Genomic DNA, 24,482 nt, shown 5'->3' with positions numbered 1-24,482 from the left:
ATGGGGATTCGCCTGTCGGTGCTGGACACGTCGCCGATCGTCCAGGGCTCGACACCGCGGGAGGCGCTGCACAACACGATCGATCTCGCGGAGCTGGCGGAAGAGCTGGGGTTTCACCGGTACTGGGTGCCGGAGCACCACGGCATGCGCGGGGTCGCCAGCTCCGCGCCCGCCGTGCTGGTCGGACACCTGGCGACCGTCACGTCCCGCCTGCGCGTCGGCGCGGGCGGGGTGCTGCTGCCGAACCACCCGCCGCTCGTGGTGGCCGAGCAGTTCGGCACGCTCGCGGCGCTGCACCCCGGCCGGATCGACCTCGGCATCGGGCGTGCGCCTGGCGGGCCGCCGCACGTCGTCGCCGCGTTGCGCCGGAGCGCGGAGCCGTACCGCGACCAGGTGGCGCAGCTGCTGGCGTTGCTCGACCCGGCGGACACCGTCGCGGTGCCGGTGCAGGGCGGCAACGTGCCGGAGCTGTGGCTGCTCGGTTCCTCTCCCGGCACCGCGGAACTCGCCGCCTCGCTGGGCGTGCCGTTCGCGTTCGCCCGGCACCTCAGCCCCGATCTGTCGTGCAAAGCCGACCTGGTCAGCGTCTCGGTGATCGCCGCGGACGATGACGAACGGGCCGAGTGGCTGGCCGGGCCGATCAGGACGAAGGTGCGCAGCCGCCGGGAGGGCACCCGGATCCTGTTGCCCAGCCCGGAGGAGGCGGCCGCGCATCCCGGCCCCGACGACGGCCGTGTGCTGGTCGGCGGGCCGGAGACGATCACGCGCAAGCTCCAGGCGGTGCTCGACGAGACGGGCACCCCCGAGCTGATGATCACCTCGCCGATCTACCACCACGCGGACCGTCGCCGCAGCTACGAGCTGGTCTCGTCGATCGCGGGGGCGCTCACCGCGCCGTGAGAAACAGGTCGTGCTCGAATGTCGAGTTCCGGAGAGCTCGTTCGTCCTCGGAACGACGACTGGAGGGCACGCATGCACTACATGTTTTTGATCTACAACTGCGAGGACCGGCCGAAGCCCGGTGACCCGCGGTTCGAGGAGATCCTCACGCGGGTCAACGCGTTCGCCGACGAGTGCCGGCGGCGGGGTGTCTTCGTGGGCGGCGACCCGCTCAAGCCGGTCAGCACGGCGACGACAGTGCGGGTGAAGGCAGGCAAGGCGGTGCTGACGGACGGGCCGTTCGCCGAGACGCACGAGCACCTCGGCGGGTACTACCTGCTCGACTGCCGTGATCTCGACGAGGCGCTGGAGCTGGCCGAGATGGTGCCGCAGGCGCACTACGGCGCCACGATCGAGGTGCGCCCGGTCGACCACATCCCCGGCCTGAACCACGGGGTGGCATGAGCGACCTGGCGTCGGCCGCGGTCGAACGGGTGTACCGCGAGCACCGGTCCCGGATGCTCGCGGCGCTCGTGCGGGCGCTCGGCGACTTCGAGCTGGCCGAGGACGCGCTGCAGGAGGCGTGCTCGCGGGCGTTGCGCACCTGGCCGCGTTCACAGGTACCGGACGACCCGTTCGCGTGGCTGCTCACCGTCGCCCGCAACCACGCGCTCGACCGGCTGCGGCATGTCCAGATGGCCCGCACCAGGCTGCCCGCGCCTCCGGAGCCGGTCACGATGACCGAGAAGCAGCTGGTCGACCTCGGTGACGAACGGCTGAGCCTGATCTTCACCTGCTGCCACCCCGCCCTCAACGAGGAAGCGCGGCTGGCGCTGACGCTGCAGGCGGTGGCGGGTTTCACGGCGGCACAGATCGCGCGGGCGTTCCTCGTCGCCGAACCAGCGCTGGCGCAGCGCCTGGTCAGGGCCAAGCGCAAGATCCGCGACGCCGGCATCACCTTCGAGGTGCCCGCGGACCACCTGCTGCCCGAACGGCTCTCGGGCGTGCTCACGGTGATCTACCTGATCTTCACCAGGGGCTACACGACGGCGGACGCCGAGCTGCGCCAGGAGGCGATCCGGCTCGCCAAGCTCGTCGCCACCCTGATGCCGGACGAACCGGAGGCGCACGGGCTGGTCGCGTTGCTGCTGCTGCACAACTCCCGCAGCGCCGCGCGACTGACGACCGAAGGCGACGTCGTGCTGCTCGAAGACCAGGACCGCGCGCTCTGGAACGTCGAGGAGATCGCCGAGGGCATGACGCTGCTCGACCGCGCACTGCGGTTCGGCACGCCCGGCCCGTACGTGCTGCACGCCGTGATCGCCGCCCTGCACGTGCAGGACCCCGTCGACTGGTCGCGGATCGCCGCCCTCTACGCCGAACTCCTGACCGTGGCACCGACCCCGGTGATCGAGCTCAACCACGCGGTCGCCGTCGCGATGGCCGACGGACCGGAGGCGGGGCTGAAGCTGATCGACGGCATCACCGGCCTGAACGACTACCACCTGCTGCACTCCGCCCGCGCCGACCTGCTGCGCCGCCTGGGCCGGCGCGACGAGGCCGTCGCGGCGTACCGGCTCGCCCACGAACTGGCGGTCAGTCCCGCCGATCGCCGCTTCCTCGCCGGGCGCCTGCGTTCCCTGGAGGTTCCCTGATGAGGCTCACCGTGCTCGACCGCGGCCACCGCCTGCCCGCCCGGTTGTTCTTCGGCTTCACCGGGCTGGTGTCGCGCGTGCCGATGTCCGACGTGCCGAAAACCCTGTTGTACCGCCCCGATTTCTTCGGTGCGGTGTTCCTCGACCTGAGCGCGAAGGCGATGCGCGGCCCGTCGTTCTGGACGGCGGGCGAACGCGAGTACCTGGCGAAGCGCACGGCAGAGCGCCTGCAATGCCCGTACTGCGCGGTCACCCACACCGAACTGGTCCGGATCGCCGGTGATCCTTCCCCGTTGCGCCAGGAACTTCTCGCCGCGTTGTCCTTTCTCGACGACCTCACGCCACCGGACCTGCCGCGCGACGCCGCGGTCGACGCGTTGAACGTGAGCCTGATCTGGCAGGTCGTGAACCGGCTCGCGAACGCGTTCGGCTTCCGGCTGTTGCCGGGCCAGCTGGAATCCGGCACCCGCTCGCTGCACAGGTTCGGTTACCGCTTCCCGCGCTTCCTCACCGGTCCGGGCGAAGGCAGCACCGCCGAGCTGCGTCGCGCGGTGCTGGAGGCTCCTGCCCACACGCCGCCGGAACTGCGCAGGGCCGCCGCGGCCGGTGACGCCTGGGGTTCTTACGCCGCAACGGTTCGCACCGCCTCCCACCGCATCACCGACGAGGACGTCGAGCGGCTCAAACACGACCACACCGAGGACGAGATCTTCGAGGTCACCGTCGCCGCCGCCGTCGGCGTCGGCGCGGCTCTGGACCACCAAGAAAAAGGTCTCGAAGTTCTCGGCGGCTGATGTCGAGTTCCGGCCCGTTCGCTCGTCCTCCGCTCAAAGCACGACAAACCAGAAGGAGCGAGAGATGTCCGGACAGGTCAACTGGTTCGAGCTGCCCGCGGAGGACACGGCACGGGCACGGGCGTTCTTCGCCGGCGTGTTCGGCTGGGAAACGAGCCCGATGGGCGAGGACTACCACGTGATCACCAACGGCGCGTCGGGCGCGATCGCCGCCAAGGACGCCCAGCTCACCCAGCCGCGCATCTACTTCCACACCACCGACATCGAGGCGTCCGTGCGCAAGGTCGCCGAGCTCGGCGGCAAGAGCGACGACGTCCAGACCGTGCCGGACGTCGGCCGCATCGCCCACTGCTGGGACGACCAGGGCACGCCGTTCAGCCTCTACGAACCGCGGAACTGATCACCGGAGCGGCCCGTCCGGCGACGGGCCGCTCGATCCCGCGTTCAGTCCTCTTCGGACTGACGTCCAGGCGGGCTACCATGCTGGGCATGTCGGACATCGGCGTGCTCTCCGCGCACCTGCTCTCGAGCTTCCAGAAGGAACTCTTCACCCGCCTCGCCGAGGCCGGCCACGAGCACCTGCGCCCACGCCACGGCGCGATCATGGCCTACCTCACCGCAGAAGGCGCCCGCGCGAGCGAACTGTCCGAACGCTCCGGCCAGCACAAGCAGGTCGTCGGCACGCTGATCGACGAGCTGGAACGCCTCGGCTACGTCACCCGCCTGCCCGACCCGGCGGACCGGCGGGCGAAACTCGTCGTGCCCACGGAGCTGGGCCGCGACCAGATCGTCCAGGCCGCGAAGATCATCAAGGACATCGAGGCCAGGTTCGCCCGCCAGGTCGGCGCGGAGCGGTTCGCCGCGTTCAAGGAGGTGTTCGCGGAGATCGCCGGGCGTTAGACCGCGATCTCCGCACGGTGTGCGGCGAGGAACTCCTTGAGCGTCAGCCACGACGGCACGAACGACCGCGTCAGCTCGACGTCGCGACGGCTCAGGACGTGCTCGGAAAACTCCGTGTAGTACTGGAACATGTTGCCCAGCTCCTCAGCGGCGGGAAACCCGAGCGCCCGGAAGTCGTTGTGCGACAGGGGCGCGTACTCGACCTTCTCGCCCAGCACCTCGCTGAACGCGGCCGCCACCTCGTCCCCGGTGAGGTGCTCGGAGCCGAGCCCGATCGTGCGCCCGATGGTCTCCGCCGGCCGCTTGAGCACGCTCACCACCGCTTTGCCGATGTCCTCACCGGCGATCCCGGAGATCCGGCTCTCCCCCATCGGCAACGACAGCCGCAACGTGCCGTCCTCACCCCGCCGGGGCGCCAGGTCGCGCAGCAGGTTGTTCCAGTAGAACGACAACCGCACGTACGTCGTCGGCAGCCCTGCCTGCTCGAACAACGCGTCCGCCTCGCCACCCTTCACGTCGAAGTGCGGCACCTTGTACTTCCCGTCCAGCGTGGGCATCCGGTCGTCGTCCAGCGAGATCGCCTCGCGGGTGTCCTCCAGCGTCGACCACACCACGTGCTCGAGCCCCCTCGCCGCCTCGACGAGGTTGCCGACCTCCTCCAGCTCCTTGGCCGCCGACAGGTGCGTGAAGAACGGCGTCACCAGGTAGGCCCCGTACGCGCCGTCGAACGCCTTGCGCAGGCTGCCGACGTCGTACAGATCCGCCGCCACGACCTCGGCCCCCAGGCCGGCGAGCTCCTCCGCCGCGGCCGAGGAGGTGCTGCGGCTCAACGCCCGCACCGCGAACTCCCCGTCCGCCAGCAACGCCCGCGCCACCGCTCCGCCCTGCACGCCGGTAGCGCCCACCACAGCCACGATCTTCTTCTCGGTCATGCCACCACCATATAGTCACTAGTCAGTGACTATCAAGTTTGATGACCACCTAACCGTCGAACCGGCTTCGTGCCTCCTCGATCTCCCCGAGATACCGCTGCGTCCAGTCGCACATCGCGTCAACGGTCGCCCGCAACGCCTGCCCCGGCTCGGTGAGCGTGTAGTCCACTCGGGGCGGCACAGTCGGATGCACGACGCGGGTCACCAGCCCATTGCGCTCCAACAGCCGCAAGTTCTGGGTCAGCATCTTGTGGCTGATGCCGTCGACCTCGACCTTCAGCTCGGTGAAGCGCTTGGTCGAGTCGCCGATCGTCTCGATGATCAGCAACGCCCACTTGTTGGCGATGTCGGAGAAGATCTCGCGCGCCAGCGAATCCGCACGCGCCAGATCCCCGCTGAGCTGCTTGCTCACCTTCAGGTTCCCCACTCACGAAAAAGTGCGTTCTTCCAGTTCAGCGTTCACTCTCCTACGGTTCCCCAGTAACCACAAGAGAGGAATTCATGCCCATCACGCTGATCAACCCCGAGGGCCTGCCGGAGATCGACGTCTACCACCAGGTGGCCGTCGCGACCGGGACGAAGACGATTTACGTGGCCGGCCAGGTCGCCTGGGACGCCGAGCCGGACCTGACAACGCAGACACAGCAGGCCTACGGAAGCGTTCACACCGCGCTCAAGGCCGCGGGCGCGTCCTTGAAGGACCTCGTCAAGATCACGGTGTACGTCGTGGACTGGACGCCGGACAAGATGCCGGAGCTGCTCAAGGGCATCGAGAACGCCATGAGTGCAGTGGGCGAGACCGCGAAGCCGCCCGCGACGCTGATCGGTGTGGCCGCGCTGGACGTGCCGGAGCACCTGGTCGAGATCGAAGCGGTCGCGGTGATCTGACCGGCCGAGTCTCAGCAGAACTCCGCGAGACCGTCGGTCACCCTGACCGACGCGGTGGTGCGCCCGGCCGGACTGTGCCGGTCGGGCCCGTACTCGGGCAGCCGCTTCATGCCGAGGCGCACGCTCGTTTCGTGGGCCAGGACGTGCTGTGCGCACTCGCAGCCGTGGTCGAGCGGAGCAGGACACGCGAAGGCGGAGCGCAGCCGGTCGATGTCGGCGGTGACGAGAACCGCCGACCAGACCATGACGTCGTCCTCTTCGCCGAACACCACGAAGTCGTCGTAGTCGAACGAGCGGAGCTCGCCCACGTCACAGGCGGCGCAGAACAGGACCCGCGAGTAGTTGTGCTGACGCTCCCAAGGCCCGCGCTCGCGGATGCCGATCACGACTTCCTGTTCGCCGTGGCAGATCAGGCAGTTGTCCGACGGCGTGCGCCACTTGTTCATCGGCGCACGCTGATCAGCAAGGCCAGCGCCGCGGACAAGGCGACCAGCGCCGAAACGACGAGCTGGTTGAGCCAAACGACCCAAATGCCGCCGTCTGCCGCGCGCAACGCCACGATCAGCAGCCACAGCGCCAAAGCGATCGTGATCGGTTGCGCGAGCGGCACGTCCAGCGGTGCCATCGCCCGCACCATGCCGAGCAGCATCAGCACGACGGCCAGCCCCATCGACCACCAGTAGGGCCGGAATGCGTGTGTGGACGCGCTGAAGTGCAGGACCGGTGGCGCGGCGATCAGCCACACGCCGGCCAGGAAGGCGGCGACACCGGCCCTGCTCTCGACAGTCCGTCCGTGCAGGTCCCCCACGCGAACAATTCTCACCTCCGGCGGACCTGAAGGGAACACCTCATTCGTCGCGGAACGCCTTCATGTTGCGCAGCAACAGGTAGGTGTCCTGCAGTTGCGCGGAGTCGCCGAGCGACCGGTAGATGCCCCACTTCGGATGCGCCTGGTCACCGCCCAGCCACGTGTCGAAACCGGACCGCGACGCGTCGACGACCGTGGTCGCGCCGTCCTTCAGCGTGAAGCGCAGCCTGCCGGAGTCGGCGACCTTGATCTCGATCGCGACGTCGATCCACCTGTTGCGCAACGGCGACAACGGCGTGCTGCCGAGTTTCGCCTGTCCCGCACCGAAAAGCCGCATCTCGACCGACTCGGCCGAGCCCGAGCGGAACAACGACATCGTCACGACGGGCGAGGCCACGCCGGAGTGCTTGACCTGGAAGATGTGCGTGAAGCTGGTGGTGCCCTTCAACGAGCTGGGGATGTACATCTGGTAGGTGTAGCGCCAGGTCTCGCCCTTCTTCATGTCGTGGCGGGTGCCGCCCGTCTGGATCGCGCGGACCTCCTGGCGCTGCCGGTCGGATCCGTCCCGATCGGACTTGTGCATCACGAACCGGTACTGGTCCTGCTCGGCGAAGATGTGCGTGGCGGACGGGTGCGAGTTGGCGCGGTCGTCCTCGATGCCGACGAACGCCTTGAGGCCGGCCGTCGCGGGGTTCGCCGCCCACTTCTGCACGAACGCCGTGGCGCCCACGTCGGCGGACGCGACACCGGACGCGACACCGGCGGCGAACGGCGTCGCCGCGACGGCGAGCGCTCCTCGCAAAGCCGTGCGGCGGGTGAACAACTCCATCGGTTCCTCCTCGAACCAGAAGTTCGAGGCGGCGGTGCAGACCACGATCTGCGACAGACCTCCGACGTGTCAAGGGCTCACATTTGTGGAGCGCCCCCGGCTACATCGCGTGGGTCATCGACGACGGCGAGCACGCTCACGTCGGGCTGGCCGGACGCGCCGACCGGTTCACCGCGCCACTCCCCCAGCTGCTGCAACGGTTCCGCGACAGCTTCCCCACGCCGGAACCCGCCGGACCGGTCCAGCGGCGTGGCGGGCCGATCCCGGTCGGCGGGCTGCTGCGCAGAATCGTGTCGCCGCAAGGGCTGCTGGTCGGGGACGCGGCGGGCGCGGTCTCCCCGCTCACCGCCGGCGGGCTCGACCCGTGCATGCGGATGTCCGAGCTCGCCGCCTCGGTCACGTTCGACTACCTGCGCAGCGGCAACAGGTACGTCCTCGAGCACTACGACGCCGCGGCGATGCGCCGCCGCTACCTCGTCCGGTCGACGATGCGCCGCGGGCTGTCACTGGTCCGCGGCCCCGGCCTGGCGGAGTTGGCGTTCACCGGGCTGCGCACCCCGATCGGGAAGGCCGCCGCCAAGCGGATTCTGTTCACTTAGGACTCGGCGATGCGCTTCAGGGCGGCGTTCTCGGCCTGCATGCCGTCCCGCATCGCCTTGCCCATGAAGTGGTCCGTCCCGCCGGACAGGATGCCGTCGATCAGCAGCTCGTTGGACAGCAGCACGGTCCCGTCCGGCTGCGTCGTGAGCGTGCGACAACGCTGGCCGTAGACGAACCACGCGTTCCACCCGGCGTCCTTCCAGCAGAACCGCTGGCCGGGAACGCCGTTCAGCACGGTGTGCTTCGCGGCCATGGTGATCGAGCCGAGGACGACGTCGACCTTCACCTCGTCGCCGGGCGAGGTGCCGCCCGCTGCCCTGACCACCCACGGGTTCCAGCTCGCGTACCCGGGAAAGTCCGTGATGAGGCCGTAGACACGCTCCTGCGACGCCGAGATGACCGTGTCGACCCGGTAGACCACCGAGTGCTCGCCGGGTGCACGGGGATCCAGCGGGGAACCGCTCGCCAGCACCGCGAGCACCAGACCTGCTGCCAGCACGTGATCACCTCGGAAGATCCACCGGGACGCAGACGTGAAGAAAATACGCGTTAGCGTCCCGGTGGACAACGGCCGATCAGGCGGTCAGCAGGGTGAGCCCGTAAACACGCAGGATCTCGTTGACGGGCTGGAACCAGGTGCGGCCGCCGCTGGAGCAGTTGCCGTACCCGCCGGACGTCACGCCCTGGGCCTGGTCACCGGTGATGAACGAGCCACCGGAGTCGCCCGGCTCCGCGCAGACGCTGGTGCCGACCATCTCGTAGACGGCGCCCTGCTGATAGTTGACCGTCTCGTTGCGGCCCTGCACGACGCCGCAGTGCCAGTGCGTGGTCGAGCCCGAACGGCACACCGACGTGCCGGGCGGAGCCTCCCACGAACCGCGGACGAGCGCGTCGCTCACCTGGCCCCAGCCGAGCACGACGGGCACGTTCCACCAGCCGCCGCCGGTGCGGACCCAGCCGTAGTCGTTGGTGGGGAAGGAAGAACCGACGAACTCGCCCTGCCACGACCGGTCCCAGCCGTAGACGTTCCAGGCACCGACGTTGCAGTGACCTGCGGTGACGTACCCGCCGTGCACCGAGAAGCCGATCGAGCACCGGACGTTGCCGGTGTAGAACGGGTCACCGCCCACGGTCCCCGCCGCGAACGGCTCGGGTCGCTGGACGCCGTCGGTGTTGACGACGACATCCTTGGGCAGGGCCGAGACATCGGCACCCGGCAGTGCGTCGACGACCACGGCGCCGCGCTGGACGTCGACCCGCCACCCGACGACGTCCTTCGACACCGCACCGGCCTTCGACAGTCTGTCGATGCCCGTCTTCACCGCGTTCAGCGACGCGAAGGTCTTCGTCCGCACAACGGGTTCGGCGCCCGCGGCCCTGACGGCGTCGGCCTTCGCCGGGTCGGTCACCGCGACCCGCAGCTTGCCGTCGGCGAACCAGCTGCCGCCGTACGCGTCGGCGGCGGCTTCCCTGGCGGCGGGCTCGATCTTCAGCGCCACCTTCTCCTGGCGGATCCTGGTCAGCGCCTGCGCGGTGCTGATCCCGAAGTCGCGGCTCATGGCGTCGACGACTTCCGCGGAAGCCGCCGCGGCAGGGACGGTGATCGTGCCCAACACGATCGCGGACACGGAAACTATGCGTAGCAGCATGTTTTCTCCTACGGTGCCCAGGGTGAGCCCACGGCCCAGCTCACGTCCTGGTTGTACGAGGCAGGGTTGTCGTACGTGTGTGCGCCGCCGTTCGAGGCGACCCAGACCTCCTCTGCGTAGTGCCGGATGTTGGTGCCGAGCTCGTTGACCGACTCCAGCCGCACACCGCCCTCGCCCGGCTGGGCGCAGAACGTGGCGTCGCGGCGGAACAGGTCGGTGTTGTCGTTGCCGTTGAGGCGCACGCGGAAGTCCGCGTGCCGCAGGTAGTTGCCGGGGAAGTTGCGGGATTCGAGCGAGTAGCAGGTCGCGTCGGCGAGCCCGCGCCTGATCACGAACGTCGCGTCGGCCTTCAGCAGGCCGCTGCTCGATCCGGTCACGACGTCGGTGCGGGCCAGCCCGTCGCGGTGCCGCAGGTAGCGGTCCGTGAAACCGGGCGTGGTGACCCGGAACGACCGGGCCTGGTCCAGCGGCAGGTCCGCGCCGCTGCGCCACAACGCCACGCCGATCGCCCACGTGGTGTCCGCGGCGAACAGGTTCGGCGTGTCCCAGGGGTTCGGGCCGCCGCTGCGCGCCAGGTACACGTTCTCGTTGAAGTGCCGCACGAAGGAGCCGCGCAGGTTGTACGACTCCAGCGCGGTGCCGCCGAAGCCCTCGCGCGCGCAGAACGTGGCGTCGCCGGCGAACGTGCCGTCGTAGCGGTCCTTGCGGATCCTCCCGTTGCTGTGCCTCAGGAACTCGCCGGGGAAGTTGCGCGACTCGAACGAGAGGCAGGCCGCGTCGGCGAGTCCTGGCCGGACGTGGAACGTGGCGTCCAGCCTGCCGAGGTCGGTGCCGATCACGTCGGTGCGGGCGAGGCCGTCCTGGTGGCGCAGGTAGCGGTCGGTGTAGCCGGTCGTGGTGACGCGCAACGACACCAGGTCGTCCGGCCCCACCGCCGTGCCGCGCGCGATGGCGAGGACCTTCAGGTTGATGTCCCGCACGCGCGCCTCGGTCATCTTCAGCACGCGGCGGTCGTAGGTGTAGAAGCCGTTGACCTCGTTCTCCACGTCGTACGGCTCGGTGTAGACCGACGCGGACAGCCCGCGCGTGTGCACCAGCCGTGCGACCTGCTTGACGATCTCCTCGTACCGCTTGGTCAGCGACTGTTCGTCCGGATACAGGGCGCCGTAGGCGAATCCCTTGCCCGGCTCGTACTCGTGGCCGACGACCCGGCGACCCAGGCCACCGAACTCGCCGAGCACCGCGACCCTGGTCGCGTCGGGCGGCCGGGTGGCCGTCGTGATCTGGTAGGCGTGGTCGTCGATCACGTCGCCGTTGCCGGGATCGGGATCCGAGACGCAGCAGTTGGAGCCCGAGTTGTGGTTGACCAGCCGGGTGTTGTCGATTCCCCGGACCAGGTCGACGATGCGCCCGGCGTCGTACTCGCCCCAGCCCTCGTTGAACGGCACCCACTGCACGATCGACGTGATTCCCTTGAGCTGGTCGAGGATTCTCCTCAGCTCGGACTCGTAGTTCGCGCGCCCGTTCGGCACCTCGTCGACGGCGTCCAGCGCCGGCATGTCCTGCCAGACCATCAGGCCGAGCCGGTCGGCGTGGTAGAACCAGCGCGCGGGTTCGACCTTGATGTGTTTGCGGACCATGTTGAACCCCAGCGCTTTCTGACGTTCGAGGTCCCACCGCAGCGCCTCGTCGGTCGGCGCCGTGTAGATGCCGTCCGGCCAGTAGCCCTGGTCGAGCGTGCCGAGCTGGAAGACGAACTTCCCGTTCAGCAGCGGCCTCATGACACCGCCCACCACGGCCTTGCCGAGCGAGCGCATGCCGAAGTAGCCGGTCACGACGTCACCACTGCCCAGCGTCACGCGCAGGTCGTAGAGGAACGGGTCGTCCGGCGACCACAGCCTGGCGTTGGGCACCGGGATCCGCAGGTGGGTGCCTGTCGTGCCGGTGCCGGAGCCGACCGTGGTGGAGCCGGTGCGCACCTCGGCGGTGACGGACTGGCCCGCGGTGCCCTGGACGACGAGGTCCAGCACCCCTGCGGCCACGTCCGGGGTGGTGTCGAGGCGCGTGATGTGGGCGCTCCGCACGGGTTCCAGCCACACCGTCTGCCAGATGCCGGACGCCGCGGTGTAGAAGATTCCGCTGGGAGTGCGGCGTTGCTTGCCAATGGGATAGCGGCTGCCGTCGACCGGAGAGTGAACGCCCACAATGATCTCGTTGGTGCCTGCCCTGAGCGCGGGCGTGATGTCGAACGAGAACGCGTCGTAGCCGCCGGTGTGCGTGCCGACCTGCGTGCCGTTGACCCAGACCCGCGTCTCCCAGGTCACTGCGCCGAAGTTGAGCTTGACGTTCCGGCCGTTCCAAGTGGACGGAACGGTGAACGTGCGGCGGTAGAACATGTTGTCCTCGTGCCGTTTGATGCCCGAAAGCGCGGACTCGATCGGGTAGGGCACGAGGACGCCTTCGGCGAGCGGCCTGCCGAAGGGCGGGCTGGTGAGGTCCGGTGCGCCGGCGAACTCCCAGACGCCGTTGAGGTTCTGCCACTCGGTGCGGACGAGCTGCGGGCGCGGGTATTCGGGCAGGGCGTTGGCCGGCGACACCTGACTCGTCCAGGGTGTCGTGAGCGGAGGGGTTTTCGGCACCCACTCCGCGGCGTGCGCGCTTGTCGGGCTGATGGTGGCTGCGATCAGGATTCCGGCCAGCACGCTCAGGATGCGTCTGGTCACGGTGCCTCCTATCTCCGGAGCATTCGTTGCAGGACGACGACGATGAGCAGGAAGACGCCGCTCACCACGGACTGGTAGTTGCTGTCGAGCGTACCGATCTGGTTGATCACGTTCTGGATGACCTTGATCAGGCCCACGCCGATCACGGTGCCGAGGACCGTGCCCATGCCGCCGGTCAGCAGGGTGCCGCCGATGACCACGACCGAGATGGCGTCCAGTTCGGTGCCGACGCCGATGACCGTGACGCCGCTTTGCAGGTAGGCCGCGGTCAGGGCGCCCGCGAGGCCCGCCAGCGTCCCGCTCGCCGTGTAGACACCGATCTTCGTCCTGGCGACGGGCACACCCATCAGGACGGCCGACTGCTCGGCGCCGCCGGTGGCGAACACGTTCTGCCCGAAATTGGTGCGGTTCAGGACCACACCGCCCAGAGCGCACAGCGCGGCCGCGATGAAGATCGGGTAGCCGAAGCCGAACACCGTGCCGCGGCCCAGCTCGACGAACGCGCTGTCCGGCGCGATCTGGTAGGTGGTGGCGCCCTCGTCGGTGATGGCGAGCAGGAGTCCGCGGGCGAACAGCAGTGACGCCAGCGTGACGATGAACGGCGCCATGTTGGTGCGGGCGATCAGCAGGCCGTTGATCAGCCCGATCGCGCCGCAGACGGCGAGCGGCAGGGTGAGCGCTGCCAGGAACCCGTACTGCGAGCCCCAGGCCGCCAGCACACCGCCCAGCGCGTAGAGCGAGCCGACGGACAGGTCGATGCCGCCGGTGATGATCACGAACGTCATGCCGAGCGCGATCACCGCCAGGAACGAGCCCTGCAGGGCGAGGTCGCGCAGGTTGTCGAGGCTGCCGAAACGCGGGAAGACCAGCCAGGACACCGTCACCATCAAGATCAGGGCAACAGCGGCGCCCTGGCGTTGCAGGACCTTGGTTCTCGTTGCCGCGGTCAGGGTGGTCATCGGCGCTCCCGTGCCACGTACACGGCGGCGATGATGATCGCGGCCTGGATCATCTGCGCGATCGAGTCCGGCAGGTCGTGCTTGATCAGCGTGGCGCGGACGAGCTGCATCAGCACCACGCCCATCACCGTGCCGAGAACGCGCACCTTGCCGCCGGTGAGCGGGGTTCCGCCGACGACGACCGCGGTGATCGCGGACAGTTCCATCAGCAGGCCCATGTCGGCCGGGTCGCTGGCGGCGAGCCGGGACGTCGCGAGGACACCGGAGATCGCCGCCAGCACGCCGCAGATGGTGTAGACGCCGACCAGCACCCCGGTGACCGGCAGACCGGCCAGCGTGGCGGCCCTGCGGTTGCCGCCGATGGCAACGAGCTGGCGGCCGAACGTCGTCCTGTTGGTCAGCGCGGCGACCATGAGCGCCAGCAGTCCCGCGATCAGCACGCTGATGGGGATGCCGAGGACGTCGTCGGTGCCGAGGGCGAGGAACGCGGGGTCGTGCAGCTGGACGAGCTGGCCGTTCGCGATGACCAGCGCCAGTCCGCGGCCGCCGACGAGCAGGGCGAGGGTGGCGACGATCGGCTGGATGCCCACCCTGGCGACGAGGAACCCGTTGAACGCTCCCACCGCCAGCCCGGCCACGAGCGCCATCAGGATCGCGGGCAGCGGTCCGGCACCGAGGTAGAGCGGGATGACCGCGGCGGCCAGCGCCATGACCGCGCCGACCGACAGGTCGACGCCCTCGGTGCCGATCACCAGCGCCATGCCGAGCGCGACGATCAGGACGGGCGCGGCCTGGACGAGCTGGGTGGTGAAATTGCCCAGCGTCAGGAAGTTGGCCGTGAACAGCGCGTTGAAGAGCAGCAGAACGCCTACCGCGACGTAGACACCGTTGTCCTGCAGCCAGCGCGTTCTAGTGGCTGTCAGCGTCATCCATCACCTCCGCCGCGATCGCCGCGAGCACGTGCTCACGGCTGAGCTGGGCTCCCTCCAGCTCACCCGCGACCTCCCCGTCCCTGAGCACGACGAGCCGGTCCGCGCCGTCGAGCAGCTCGTCCAGCTCGGAGCTGATCAGCAGCACCGCCAGGCCCTCCTTCGCGAGCTCGTCGATCAGGGCCTGCACCTCGGCCTTGGCGCCGACGTCGATGCCGCGCGTGGGTTCGTCGAGCAGGAGGATCCTGGGCTCGGAGCACAACCACCTGGCCAGCAACACCTTCTGCTGGTTGCCGCCGGACAGCTCCGCGACCTTCTGCTCGGGGCTGGACACCTTGATGCGCAGGCGTCTGACGAACGTGTCGACGATCCGGTCCTGCTTCGCCCTGCTGATCACGCCGAACCTGCCGAGCCTCGGCAACGCGGCCAGCACGATGTTCTCGCGCACCGACAGGTTCGGGATGATCCCCTCGGTCTTGCGGTCCTCGGCGAGCATGCTGATGCCTGCTCTGGTTGCCGCTCTGACGTTGTGCGGCACGGGTTTGCCCGCGACGAGCACCGTGCCGTGGTCGAGCGGGAGTGCGCCGATGATCGCTTTGGCGGTCTCGGTGCGGCCCGATCCGAGCAGTCCGGCGAGGCCCACGACCTCGCCCGGCCGGATCGCGACGTTGACACCGTTGATGCGGGGTTTGCTGGTCAGGTCCAGCGCTTCGAGCACCGGTTGCGTGTCGGCGTGGTGGTCTTCACCGAACGCCGTCGTGCCGTGCTTGCGGATCTCGTTGACCGAGCGGCCCAGCATCAGCGAGACCAGTTCGATGCGCGGAAGCTCCCTGAGCGGTCCACTGTGGACACTCCGGCCGTCCCTGAGGACCGTGACGGTGTCGCAGATCCGGTAGAGCTCGTCCATCCGGTGGCTGACGTAGATGATCGCGATTCCTGCCTCGTGCAGCTTGCGCACGACCTCCAGCAGCGTCTCGACCTCGCGCGGCTCCAGCGACGACGTGGGTTCGTCCATGATCACGACGTCCGCGTCCGCCTCGACCGCCCTGGCCAGCGCGACCATCTGCTGTTCGCCGACCGCGAGCGTCCCGAGTGGACTGCGCACGTCCGCCGTGATGCCGTAGCCCCTGAGCAGCTCGGCGGCTTCGGCGTCGCGGCGGGCGCGGTCGATCAGGCCAAGGCGATTGCGCGGCTCCCTGCCCAGGAACAGGTTGGCGGCCACGCTCATCAGCGGGACGAGGTTGACCTCCTGGTAGATCGTGGAGATGCGGCCGGTGCGCCTGATCTGCCCGCTGTCGGGGCTGTGGATGCCGGTCAGCACCTTGATCAGTGTCGACTTGCCGGCGCCGTTCTCGCCGACCAGCGCGTGGATCTCGCCCCGGTTGAGGGTGAAGTCCACGTCGTCGAGTGCGCGGACGCCGGCGAACGTCTTGGTGACGCCGGCGACCTCGATCACCGGATCAGTAGGCATTGCCGAGCTTCTGCGCGGCGTTGGCCGTGTCGTACTCGTCGTCGGAGATCACGATGTTCTGCGGGATCTCGTCACCCTTCGCGAACTTCTCCAGCGTCTCGAACGCGAGCGGCCCGAACCGCGGGTTGGACTCGATCACCGCGGTGTAGCTGCCGTCCGCGACGAGCTGCACGGCGTTGCGCGTGCCGTCGACCGACACGATCTTGACGTCCTTGCCGGGCGACTTGCCCGCGGCTTTGAGAGCGGTGACAGCGCCGACGCCCATCTCGTCGTTCTCGGCGTAGACGGCGGTGATGTCCGGGTTGCTCTGGATCAGCTGTTCCATCACGGCCTGTCCCTTGGACCGGTCGAACTCGCCGGTCTGCTCGGCGACCACCTGCAGACCGCTGCCCGCGATCCCGTCCTTGAAGCCCTTGGTCCGGTCGACCGTCACGTTGTTGCCGGAGCTGCCGAGCAGGATCGCGACCTTGCCGCTGCCGCCGGTCGCCTTGATCATCTGCTGCGCGGCCCGCTTGCCCTGCTCGACGAAGTCGCTGCCGATGAACGTCAGGTAGTCGGTGCAGGGCTGCGAGGTCACCTTGCGGTCGATGGTGATCACCGGCACCTGCTTGGCCTTGGCCGCGTCGAACGCGGGTTGCAGCCCGTCGGAGTTCAGCGGGGCCACGATGAGCAGCTTCGCCCCGCGGTCCAGCAACGACTTGATGTCGCTGATCTGCTTGTTGAGGTCGCTCTGCGCGTTCGTGACGAGCAGGTTCACGCCCTTCTTGGCAGCCTCGTCCTTGATCGACTGCGTCTCGGCGATCCGGAACGGGTTCGCCTCCTTCTCCGACTGCGAGAAGCCGACGGTCGCACCCTTCACGTCGACCTGCGGATAGCCGACCTTGCTCCGCGCACAGCCGGGACCGGCGCTCTGCTGCTGTGCGGCGGACGCGGCTGGCCCGCCACTGGCCGCGGTCTGTTGGCTCTCTCTGCTGGTGCAGCCGGTGACGAGCAGGGCGGCGACGGCGATGAGCAGGATGCGAGACATCGTTGGCTCCTACACGGACTGTGCGTGGACGCGCTCTCACAGCTAGATTTGCATCGTTGTTCCAACGATGTAAAGACCGCGACTTCCCGGTACTTTTCCCGGTACTGGTACCGGTCCTTCCCGCTAGGAGGCTGCGTTGGCCACGCTCAAGGACGTCGCCCGGCTGGCGGGCGTCTCGGTGAAGACCGTGTCGAACGTGGTCAACGGGTACTCGTTCGTCAAACCCGACAACCGCCGCCGGGTCGAGGAGGCGCTGGAGGCCACCGGCTACCGCCCCAACCTGGGCGCCCGCAACCTCCGCCGCGGCCGCACGGGTTTCATCGCCCTGGTCCTGCCGGAGCTCTCGATCCCGTACTTCGCGGAACTGGCCGGCCTCGTGATCGCCGCCGCCCAGGAGCACGAGTGGAACGTGCTCATCGAGCAGACCTTCGGCACCCTGACCGGCGAGCGCCAGGCGCTGGCGTCACTGGGCCCGCACCTGGTGGACGCCGCGATCCTGAGCCCGGAGGCGTTGCACGTCGAGGACTTCCAGCTGTCCGTCCCCGCGGTGATGCTGGGCGAGCACGCGGTGGACGTCCCGATCTCCCGCGTCGGCATCGACAACGTGGCCGCCGCCACGACCGCCGTCCGCCACCTGGTCTCGCTGGGCCGCAAGCGAATCGCCGCGATCGGCGCCCACCCCCACCGCGGCACCGCGGCGTTGCGCCTGGAGGGCTACCGGGCAGCTCTGGCGGAAGCCGGCCTGCCTTTCGACTCCGAGCTCGTCGTGCCCGCGCTGAACTACCACCGCGCGGACGGCGCCGCCGCGATGAAGGCGTTGCTGGACCTGCGAAACCCACCGGACGCGGTGTTCTGCTTCAACGACCTGCTGGCCGTCGGCGCCATGCGCACCGCCGCCGAACGTTTCGTGCGCGTGCCCCACGACCTCGCCGTCGTCGGCTTCGACAACAACGACGAGAGCGCTTACAGCTCCCCGTCCCTGACGACCATCGCTCCCGACAAGGCCGCCATCGCCCGCGCCGCCGTCGACCTGCTGCACCAGCGCGCCGGTGCGCCCGACGTGGCGTTGGACGACGTCCAGACGCCGTTCTCGTTGCTGGTCAGGGAGAGCACGGTGAGCCGGTGACGGTGTTCGGGGCCGGACGGGCCGGAGCTGCGGGCTACGGCCGGGCGTAAGCCTCGTACGCCGCCCGGTCGAACAGCACGAACCGGACGAGGTCGACGGGCGCGTCCGCCACAGCGGCCCGTGCGATCTCCGCCGCCGATTCCAGCGGCCACCGGTAGATGCCCGTCGAGATCGCCGGGAAGGCCACGGTCTTCGCACCGAGCCCGGCCGCGACCGCCAGCGAGTTGCGGTGGCAGGCGGCCAGCAGCTCGGACCGGTCCTCGGTGGCCGACCACACCGGGCCGACGGTGTGCACGACCCACCGCGCGGGCAGCCGGCCGGCCGTCGTCGCCACGGCCTGGCCGGTCTTGAGGCCGCTCCCGTAGTGGCCCGCCCGGAGCTTGCGGCATTCGGCGAGGATCTCGGGGCCGCCCTTGCGGTGGATCGCGCCGTCCACGCCTCCGCCGCCGAGGAGCGAGGAGTTGGCGGCGTTCACGATCACGTCGACGTGCTGCTCGGTGATGTCGCCCAGGACGTACTCGATGGTGGCCACGCCTCCGATTGGATCACGACAGCGGACAGTTGGCGACGTCAGACGGCCTGGGCAGGGTCGCGGACTTCGGCGGCGCGATGCCGTCCAGCCACCGCTCCAAAGCCACGAACGCCGCCCGGTGGCACGGCGCGAGCGGCCGCAACCGGTCCGGATAGGCGTCCACGAGCCCGTCCACGTGCGTGCCCTGCTCGACCCGGTAGTACCGGTGCAGCCGATCGGGCGTCATCGACGCGTACACGTCCGAATCCTGGCTGATCGGCAACAACACGTCATACGTCCCGTGCACGGTCAGCAGCGGCCTCTTCACCTTGCCCGTCAAGGCGATCAGCGACACCGCGGGCCCCGCCACACGACGCCGGGCGGCGTACGAGTAGTCGGCGTCGCAGGAAGGCGTTCCCGAAGCGCAGAACGGGACCCCTGCCTCCAGAGCGCCGTCGTAGCCGGGGTCGAACTCCTCGCGGTAGATGCGTTGGGTGAGGTCCCAGTAGTAGCGGTAGTGGTAGTCCCACAGGAACTCCGTGCCCGCGGGGAAGCCGGCCGCCACCATCGCGGCGTGGGCTGACGGGTCGCCGGCGAGGTGGGCCGGGTAGGCGCGGAGCACGGGAGGCAGGAACGTCAACGGGTTCGGGCCGTTGACCGTCCACAGTGTCCCCTCCCAGTCGACGCCGCCGTCGTAGAGGTGGGCGCGGTTTTCGAGTTGCCACCTCACCAGGTAGCCGCCGTTGGAGATGCCGGTCGCGATCGTCCGGCGCGGGGCGTGGCCGTAGCGCTGGGTGACGGCCGCGCGCGCCGCGATGGTGAGCTGGGTGAAGCGGTGGTTCCACTCCTCCATCGCGTGGCCGTCGCGGTAGAACTGGGCGCCGGTGTTGCCCTTGTCGGTGGCGGCGAAGGCGTAGCCGCGGGAGAGGACCCAGTCGGAGATGGCCCGGTCGTTGGCGTACTGCTCGCGCACGCCGGGGGCGCCGGTGACGACCAGGCCGCCGTTCCAGCGGTCCGGCAGTCTCAGCACGAACTGGGAGTCGTGCCAGCCGTGGTTGGTGTTGGTGCGGGACGTGTCCGGGAAGTAGCCGTCGACCTGGATGCCGGGAACGGCGGCGGGCACGGGCAGGGCCGCGCTCGTGAGGCCCGCCCAGTCGGCCGGATCAGTGTGGCCGGTGGCAGTGGTGCCGGTGGTGGTGAGGTCGGCGAGGCGGGCCAGTTGCTGATGTTCGGCGCTTGGGACCGTCAGCCCCGCTGTGGGCGGGGTCAGCGCGAGTACGAGTACCAGCGGGAGCAACATAGCTGGTCAAGCTAGTGAACGGCCCTCCTTGGGCGACATGGTCGCGTCCCACACAAGGCCCGCCTTGAAGGTGGTGAAGCCGAACAGGTCCAGCACGCGGCGGACCTGGGGCTGGGTGCGGTGCAGGTCGAACGACTTGCCGTTGTAGTGCGCGGCGCACAGCACGAGCAGGAGGCTGCGCAGGCCGCTCGCGGACATGAAGGTCACCTCGGCCAGGTCCACGGACACGCGGTCGACGGTGTGGTCGGTGATTCCTGGCAGCACCGCGGCGAAGAACAGTTCACAGGTCGTCACGTCCATCTCGCCGCGGCAGCTGGCCACGAAACGGGTGCCCGTGCGCTGCGTCCGCACGTCGAACGGGCTGGTCTCACTGGCGGTCATCAGACCTCACATCGGGGAATGGGCCTTCACTTCACCGCACCGCGAGACCGAGCGATAGCAGCGGAAGCGAACCCCCGCGACCGGGAAAGCGAAGTGCGTCAGCCTGACCGCAGGGTCTGCGACGGCGAGACTCCGTAGGCAGCGCGGTAGTGAGCGGCGAAGACACTCGGACGGGCGTAGCCCCACCGGGCTGCGATTGTCGTGACGGACCCGTTGCGCGCGCACAAATCGGCATGAGCGCATGAGATTCGCACGCGCCGGAGGTAGGCCATCGGCGTCATGTCCAGGTGACGGCGGAATGCCATCTGCGTCGCCCGAATCGACACGCGTGCGGCACGAGCGATGTCGGCGGCGGTGATGTCCCGCGCGGCGTTGTCCGCGATGAACGCGATGGCGCGCTTCAAAGCCGCAGGGTGCGCGTCACGACGATCGGTCGCCGTCATACCAGCGAGTGTGGTGTTGGGGAAAGTGGCCAATGTCGTGGCCACCAGCAGACGTCTCGCGTTCGCCACGACCAACGGGTTGTCCGCGAACACCGGCAACAGGTCGTGGCGCAGGTACTCGCACGTCGACTGCCACGCGGCGGCTGCCCGAGGCGAGATGGGGAAACAGCCCTCGAAACGGACGTTGTCGGCGACCTCGTCGACGACGTCCTGGCCGAACATGACCATGTCCGCCTGCGGGTCCTCAGCCCCCGCCGTGAACGGGCTGTCCGCAGGTGCGGTGAGGAACGCGTCACCGGCGGTGTGGAACCGGTCCTCCCCGTCGGACCTGTACCAGATCCGGCCGGACCTCAGGTACCCGAAGAGGTGGGCACCCGGCGGCTCGCTGTCGACCTCGACGCCGACATGCCCGCCGAGCTGGTCGAACCGGATCGATCCGAACGCCCTGGACGCCATCCGCAGACTCGCCCGCTGTTGACCTCCGTTGAGCCGCATCCTGCCGTACGCCGCGCTCAGCAACTCGTGCACCGCGTCCAAGTCCATCGCCTCGACGACTTGTTCCACGGCAGCAGGATGCTCGCCCTCAGCGGCGCTGTCCATCGCCAGGACGGTCGTTTCTCCTGCACCCCCGGCCCGCGAAGTGGGGGCGTCGAGGGCTCAGCCTGGTACGCGGCCGGCCGGAAGGCTGTCCGAAGTGGACACTGGCGGATGCGGTGACGTCGCTGCCCCGATGCGGCCACCATCCTGCCGGGGACGGGATAGCGTGGGAGGCATGAAGGCGGCATTGGTGATCGTCGACATGCAAGAGGTGCTGATCCCGGTCGTGTGGAATGGCGCCGAGCTGGCGGACCGGATCGCCCGGCTCGCGGACAGGGCGCGCGAACGCGGCACGCCGGTCGTCGCGCTGCAGCAGGTCGGCGGGCCGATGTTCGAGCCCGGCGCGCCGGGTACCCGGCTCTGCCACCGCCTGCGCCTGCAGCCGGCCGACACGATCATCCAGAAGACCGCGACCGACGGCTTCTACGAGAGCGGCCTCGCCGAGGTGCTCGACGGCGTCGACACGATCGTCCTCACGGGAGTGGGCACCGACTACTGCGTCGACGCGACCGTGCGGTCGGCCGTGAGCCGCGGGTTCGACGTCGTGCTGGTGGAGGACGGCCACTCGACGGTGCCCGATCCCGAGGCCGGGCTCACCGCCGAGCAGATCATCGCCCGGCACAACCGGATTCTCAGCGCGGCCGTCCATCCTGGAGGGACGGTCACGGTCCGGCCGGCCGACGAGATCTTCCGCTGAACCCCGGTGACAAAACGTCCTGCGGATGGCACGATCCGCCGGACAATGTGGTTCTAGGGGGATCAGTGAGATCATCTGGCAGACCCCGGCGTGGCGCCGGGGCACTCGTTGCTGCGCTCATCGCGGGTCTCGCGGTGGTACCCGGCACCGCGCATGCCGCACAGCCGCCGAGCTCGGCCTTGCTCAGCCCGGCCAAGTGGGTCACGACCGACTCCAAGCAGCCGAGCACGTCCATCACCACAGGTGACGCCAGGGTCGGCGCGTGGCGGGACGACAAGCACCACCTCGGCAAGACCTACCTCACGTTCGACATCGCGCGGTTCCAGGGCACGCAGCTGTTCACCGCGAGCCTGCGCACCCCGGAGAAGGCCGCGAACGACTGCACCAGGCCGCGTTCCACCCAGCTGTGGGTCGTGCGGCCGCAGGGCCAGATCACCTGGGACAACCAGCCGCAGGAGCTCGCGGACGTCGCCGCGAACCCGAACCAGGACTGCGTCACGCCGTGGCTCACCTGGAACGTCGCCGAGCCGATCAAGCAGGCGCTCGAGCAGGGCAGCACGGAGATCACCTTCGCGCTGCGCATCGCCGAGCAGTTCCAGGGCGACACGGCGTACGGGCGCACGTACGACCCGGCCGCGGTGCTCAGCACGACGTTCAACACGCCTCCTGGCACGCCGACCGACCTGATGCTCGACATCCACAACTGCGGCAGCACAACGCCTTTCGTCGCGAGCCCGCAGCCGCGCGTCCGGGCGATCGTGCACGACGCCGACGGCACCTACGGGCTCGAAGGGCGCTTCGCGTTCTGGCCCGTCGACGCGCCGGAGCAGCGCGTGGAGCCGGCTCCGCTCTGGGCGGGTTCCGGGTCGATCGACAGCTACTTCCCCGCCGGGATGGTCAAGGACGGCGGCACGTACGCGTTCGCCGCCCGCACCGAGGACGGGTCCGCGAACTCCGAGTGGTCCGCGCCGTGCCGGTTCACGGCCGACCTCACCGCGCCGAAGAACGCGCCGAAGATCTCCTCGACCACCTACCGCGAGGACGGTGCCCCGCCCGGTGACGGTGGCGAGGGCCTGCCGGGTGACTTCACCTTCGACGCCAACGGTGACACGGACGTCGTCGCGTTCGAGTACGACGGTATCGGCATCGAAGCGGGCCGCGTGACGGCGGACGCTCCCGGTGGCAAGGCCACGGTCACGGTCACGCCGCGCACCGACGGGCCGACGTACATCCAGGCCCGCGGCATCGACCGGGCCGGGCTCCGGTCGCCGAGCGCGTCGTACCGCTACTGGGTGCGCACGACCGCCCCGTCCGTCGAGACGCCGTGGCTGGAGATCGGTGTGCCGGCCGAGTTCGTGTTCACCGCCAACCAGGACGGTGCCACGCGGTTCGTCCACCAGCTCGACGGCGGCGAGGAGAAGTCCCTGCCCGTCGGCGAGGACCGCAAGGCGCGCCTCACGCTCACGTTCACCGAGCCCGGCGCCGAGCGGCACACGCTCAAGATCTGGACGGTCGACGGCGCGGGCACCAAGTCCGGCATCGTGGACCACACCTTCAACGTCGAGCAGATGCGGCCCGAGGTCGAGGTCAGCCCGTGGTCCGGTGTCGTGGGCCAGAAGCGCACGATCACCGCGACACCGTGGCGCGAGAACGTCGTGTCCTATGTGTACAAGGTCGGCAGCGGAGCCGAGCAGCAGGCGCCCGCCGCCGAGGACGGGTCGTTGACGTTCGAGTACACGCCGACGACGAAGGGACGTCACAAGGTGCTGGTGGCGAGCGTCAACGCGGCCGGAATCCGTTCCGGCTGGGGCGAAGCCTCGCTGTCCGCCAGCACGCCGGCCCCCGACGTCACGAGCAACGACTACCGGTACGAACCCGCCGGCGCTCCTGGCCAGGCCGGCACGTTCACGTTCTCGTCGCCGCAGATCCCCGTCGTGTCGTACAGGTACAGGTTCGACGACGAACCGTGGCAGACCACGACGGCCACGCAGATCCAGTGGGCGCCCAGGAACCCGGGCCACCACTACCTGTACGTGCGCGGCGTGACGGAGAGCGGCCTGGAGACCGACGAGCGGTCGTACCTGTTCCAGGTGAAGCCGTTGCCGCCCACCGTGACCAGCCCGCAGTACCCGGACGGCGGCCCGATCACCGCGCGGCCGGGTCAGCCGGTCGAGTTCGTGGTGACGCCGGCGCTGCCGGGTTCGCACGAGGTGTTGTGGTACATCTCGTTCAACACTCCGCAGGTCGTCCCGGTCGGCGAGGACGGCAAGGCGCGGTTCACCTACACGCCAGCCGGGGCGTTCGAGATGACCGTGTCCAGCAGGACTCCGGACGGCATCGTGTCCGGTGAGGTCCGGCGCACCTACCAGGTGCCGCAGTAGGTG

The 24,482-nt window shown here is 69.2% G+C and carries 27 protein-coding genes; 11 read left to right on the top strand and 16 right to left on the bottom strand.

Going from position 1 to position 24,482, the window contains the following annotated elements:
• The 6 genes from IEZ09_RS07425 (at position 1) to IEZ09_RS07400 (ending at position 4,228) form a co-directional block, all read left to right on the top strand.
• The gene (locus IEZ09_RS07425; RefSeq protein WP_189252842.1) at positions 1-900 is read left to right on the top strand and encodes an LLM class flavin-dependent oxidoreductase; all 900 of its coding nucleotides are present in this window, start codon (positions 1-3) and stop codon (positions 898-900) included.
• A gap of 72 nt (positions 901-972) precedes the next feature.
• Entirely contained in the window at positions 973-1,344 is a 372-nt protein-coding gene (locus IEZ09_RS07420) for a YciI family protein (protein ID WP_189252841.1), read from the top strand.
• Positions 1,341-2,534, top strand: a complete 1,194-nt coding sequence (locus tag IEZ09_RS07415; protein ID WP_189252840.1) for an RNA polymerase sigma factor — start codon at positions 1,341-1,343, stop codon at positions 2,532-2,534. The genes IEZ09_RS07420 and IEZ09_RS07415 overlap by 4 nt, the downstream gene beginning before the upstream one ends.
• Positions 2,534-3,328 carry a carboxymuconolactone decarboxylase family protein gene (locus IEZ09_RS07410; RefSeq protein ID WP_189252839.1) on the top strand — a complete coding sequence of 265 codons (795 nt, stop codon included), beginning with the start codon at positions 2,534-2,536 and terminating at the stop codon, positions 3,326-3,328. Before IEZ09_RS07415 ends, IEZ09_RS07410 begins: the two co-directional genes overlap by 1 nt.
• A 64-nt stretch (positions 3,329-3,392) precedes the next feature.
• Complete coding sequence (locus IEZ09_RS07405; protein ID WP_189252838.1) at positions 3,393-3,728, top strand: VOC family protein; 336 nt, start codon at positions 3,393-3,395, stop codon at positions 3,726-3,728.
• 89 nt (positions 3,729-3,817) lie between these two features.
• Positions 3,818-4,228, top strand: a complete 411-nt coding sequence (locus IEZ09_RS07400; RefSeq protein ID WP_268247607.1) for a MarR family winged helix-turn-helix transcriptional regulator — start codon at positions 3,818-3,820, stop codon at positions 4,226-4,228.
• Here the strand turns inward: IEZ09_RS07400 and IEZ09_RS07395 are convergent.
• Positions 4,225-5,160, bottom strand: coding sequence for an NmrA/HSCARG family protein (locus IEZ09_RS07395; RefSeq protein WP_189252836.1), 936 nt, complete (start codon positions 5,158-5,160; stop codon positions 4,225-4,227). The two genes, IEZ09_RS07400 and IEZ09_RS07395, sit on opposite strands and share 4 nt — an antisense overlap.
• Before the next feature lie 49 nt (positions 5,161-5,209).
• Positions 5,210-5,587: a winged helix-turn-helix transcriptional regulator gene (locus tag IEZ09_RS07390; protein WP_229812320.1), complete on the bottom strand. Its 378-nt coding sequence runs from the start codon at positions 5,585-5,587 to the stop codon at positions 5,210-5,212.
• A gap of 74 nt (positions 5,588-5,661) precedes the next feature.
• Here IEZ09_RS07390 and IEZ09_RS07385 point away from each other — a divergent pair, with 74 nt between their 5' ends.
• Positions 5,662-6,048 carry a RidA family protein gene (locus tag IEZ09_RS07385; protein WP_189252835.1) on the top strand — a complete coding sequence of 129 codons (387 nt, stop codon included), beginning with the start codon at positions 5,662-5,664 and terminating at the stop codon, positions 6,046-6,048.
• Between the two features lie 11 nt (positions 6,049-6,059).
• Here the strand turns inward: IEZ09_RS07385 and IEZ09_RS07380 are convergent, their stop codons facing one another.
• Genes IEZ09_RS07380 through IEZ09_RS07370 form a run of 3 tightly spaced genes read right to left on the bottom strand, consistent with a single transcriptional unit; the run spans position 6,060 to position 7,685 of the window.
• The gene (locus IEZ09_RS07380; protein WP_189252834.1) at positions 6,060-6,494 is read right to left on the bottom strand and encodes a hypothetical protein; all 435 of its coding nucleotides are present in this window, start codon (positions 6,492-6,494) and stop codon (positions 6,060-6,062) included.
• Complete coding sequence (locus tag IEZ09_RS07375; RefSeq protein ID WP_189252833.1) at positions 6,491-6,856, bottom strand: hypothetical protein; 366 nt, start codon at positions 6,854-6,856, stop codon at positions 6,491-6,493. Before IEZ09_RS07375 ends, IEZ09_RS07380 begins: the two co-directional genes overlap by 4 nt.
• Before the next feature lie 40 nt (positions 6,857-6,896).
• Positions 6,897-7,685 (bottom strand): polysaccharide lyase family protein, encoded by a 789-nt coding sequence (locus IEZ09_RS07370; protein WP_189252832.1) that lies wholly within the window; start codon positions 7,683-7,685, stop codon positions 6,897-6,899.
• Positions 7,686-7,768: 83 nt separating this feature from the next.
• Here IEZ09_RS07370 and IEZ09_RS07365 point away from each other — a divergent pair, with 83 nt between their 5' ends.
• Positions 7,769-8,284: a geranylgeranyl reductase family protein gene (locus IEZ09_RS07365; RefSeq protein WP_189252831.1), complete on the top strand. Its 516-nt coding sequence runs from the start codon at positions 7,769-7,771 to the stop codon at positions 8,282-8,284.
• Here IEZ09_RS07365 and IEZ09_RS07360 read toward each other — a convergent pair.
• The 7 genes from IEZ09_RS07360 to IEZ09_RS07330 form a co-directional block, all read right to left on the bottom strand.
• Entirely contained in the window at positions 8,281-8,784 is a 504-nt protein-coding gene (locus tag IEZ09_RS07360; protein ID WP_189252830.1) for an SRPBCC domain-containing protein, read from the bottom strand. The two genes, IEZ09_RS07365 and IEZ09_RS07360, sit on opposite strands and share 4 nt — an antisense overlap.
• 76 nt (positions 8,785-8,860) lie before the next feature.
• Positions 8,861-9,934 carry a S1 family peptidase gene (locus tag IEZ09_RS07355; protein WP_189252829.1) on the bottom strand — a complete coding sequence of 358 codons (1,074 nt, stop codon included), beginning with the start codon at positions 9,932-9,934 and terminating at the stop codon, positions 8,861-8,863.
• 8 nt (positions 9,935-9,942) lie between these two features.
• Positions 9,943-12,657 (bottom strand): AbfB domain-containing protein, encoded by a 2,715-nt coding sequence (locus tag IEZ09_RS07350; RefSeq protein WP_189252828.1) that lies wholly within the window; start codon positions 12,655-12,657, stop codon positions 9,943-9,945.
• An 8-nt stretch (positions 12,658-12,665) separates the two neighbouring features.
• Entirely contained in the window at positions 12,666-13,616 is a 951-nt protein-coding gene (locus IEZ09_RS07345; RefSeq protein WP_189252827.1) for an ABC transporter permease, read from the bottom strand.
• Positions 13,613-14,545: an ABC transporter permease gene (locus tag IEZ09_RS07340; protein ID WP_189252826.1), complete on the bottom strand. Its 933-nt coding sequence runs from the start codon at positions 14,543-14,545 to the stop codon at positions 13,613-13,615. The genes IEZ09_RS07345 and IEZ09_RS07340 overlap by 4 nt, the downstream gene beginning before the upstream one ends.
• A complete protein-coding gene (locus IEZ09_RS07335; protein ID WP_189252825.1) occupies positions 14,526-16,016 on the bottom strand; it encodes a sugar ABC transporter ATP-binding protein in 1,491 nt (496 codons plus the stop codon). The genes IEZ09_RS07340 and IEZ09_RS07335 overlap by 20 nt, the downstream gene beginning before the upstream one ends.
• Positions 16,006-17,043 carry an ABC transporter substrate-binding protein gene (locus IEZ09_RS07330; protein WP_189252824.1) on the bottom strand — a complete coding sequence of 346 codons (1,038 nt, stop codon included), beginning with the start codon at positions 17,041-17,043 and terminating at the stop codon, positions 16,006-16,008. The genes IEZ09_RS07335 and IEZ09_RS07330 overlap by 11 nt, the downstream gene beginning before the upstream one ends.
• Positions 17,044-17,179: 136 nt before the next feature.
• Here IEZ09_RS07330 and IEZ09_RS07325 point away from each other — a divergent pair, with 136 nt between their 5' ends.
• Positions 17,180-18,169 carry a LacI family DNA-binding transcriptional regulator gene (locus IEZ09_RS07325; RefSeq protein WP_189252823.1) on the top strand — a complete coding sequence of 330 codons (990 nt, stop codon included), beginning with the start codon at positions 17,180-17,182 and terminating at the stop codon, positions 18,167-18,169.
• Between the two features lie 34 nt (positions 18,170-18,203).
• Here the strand turns inward: IEZ09_RS07325 and IEZ09_RS07320 are convergent, their stop codons facing one another.
• From IEZ09_RS07320 to IEZ09_RS07305, 4 genes are all read right to left on the bottom strand, one after another.
• On the bottom strand, positions 18,204-18,701 hold the full coding sequence (locus tag IEZ09_RS07320) for an O-acetyl-ADP-ribose deacetylase (protein WP_189252822.1): 498 nt from the start codon (positions 18,699-18,701) through the stop codon (positions 18,204-18,206).
• Positions 18,702-18,714: 13 nt separating this feature from the next.
• Positions 18,715-19,980 (bottom strand): prolyl oligopeptidase family serine peptidase, encoded by a 1,266-nt coding sequence (locus tag IEZ09_RS07315; protein WP_189252821.1) that lies wholly within the window; start codon positions 19,978-19,980, stop codon positions 18,715-18,717.
• Between the two features lie 6 nt (positions 19,981-19,986).
• The gene (locus IEZ09_RS07310; RefSeq protein WP_189252820.1) at positions 19,987-20,361 is read right to left on the bottom strand and encodes an STAS domain-containing protein; all 375 of its coding nucleotides are present in this window, start codon (positions 20,359-20,361) and stop codon (positions 19,987-19,989) included.
• Between the two features lie 98 nt (positions 20,362-20,459).
• Positions 20,460-21,404, bottom strand: a complete 945-nt coding sequence (locus tag IEZ09_RS07305; RefSeq protein ID WP_189252819.1) for a helix-turn-helix transcriptional regulator — start codon at positions 21,402-21,404, stop codon at positions 20,460-20,462.
• Positions 21,405-21,576: 172 nt separating this feature from the next.
• On the opposite strand from IEZ09_RS07305, the gene IEZ09_RS07300 reads away from it, so the two are divergent.
• Positions 21,577-22,098, top strand: coding sequence for an isochorismatase family protein (locus tag IEZ09_RS07300; RefSeq protein WP_189252818.1), 522 nt, complete (start codon positions 21,577-21,579; stop codon positions 22,096-22,098).
• 65 nt (positions 22,099-22,163) lie between these two features.
• Entirely contained in the window at positions 22,164-24,479 is a 2,316-nt protein-coding gene (locus IEZ09_RS07295) for a hypothetical protein (protein WP_229812319.1), read from the top strand.
• The last annotated feature ends 3 nt before the right edge of the window (positions 24,480-24,482 follow it).

The organism is Lentzea flava, assembly GCF_014648475.1.
In the GTDB taxonomy this organism is placed as follows: Bacteria; Actinomycetota; Actinomycetes; order Mycobacteriales; family Pseudonocardiaceae; genus Lentzea; species Lentzea flava.
This window is presented reverse-complemented; position numbering and strand designations above follow the sequence as displayed.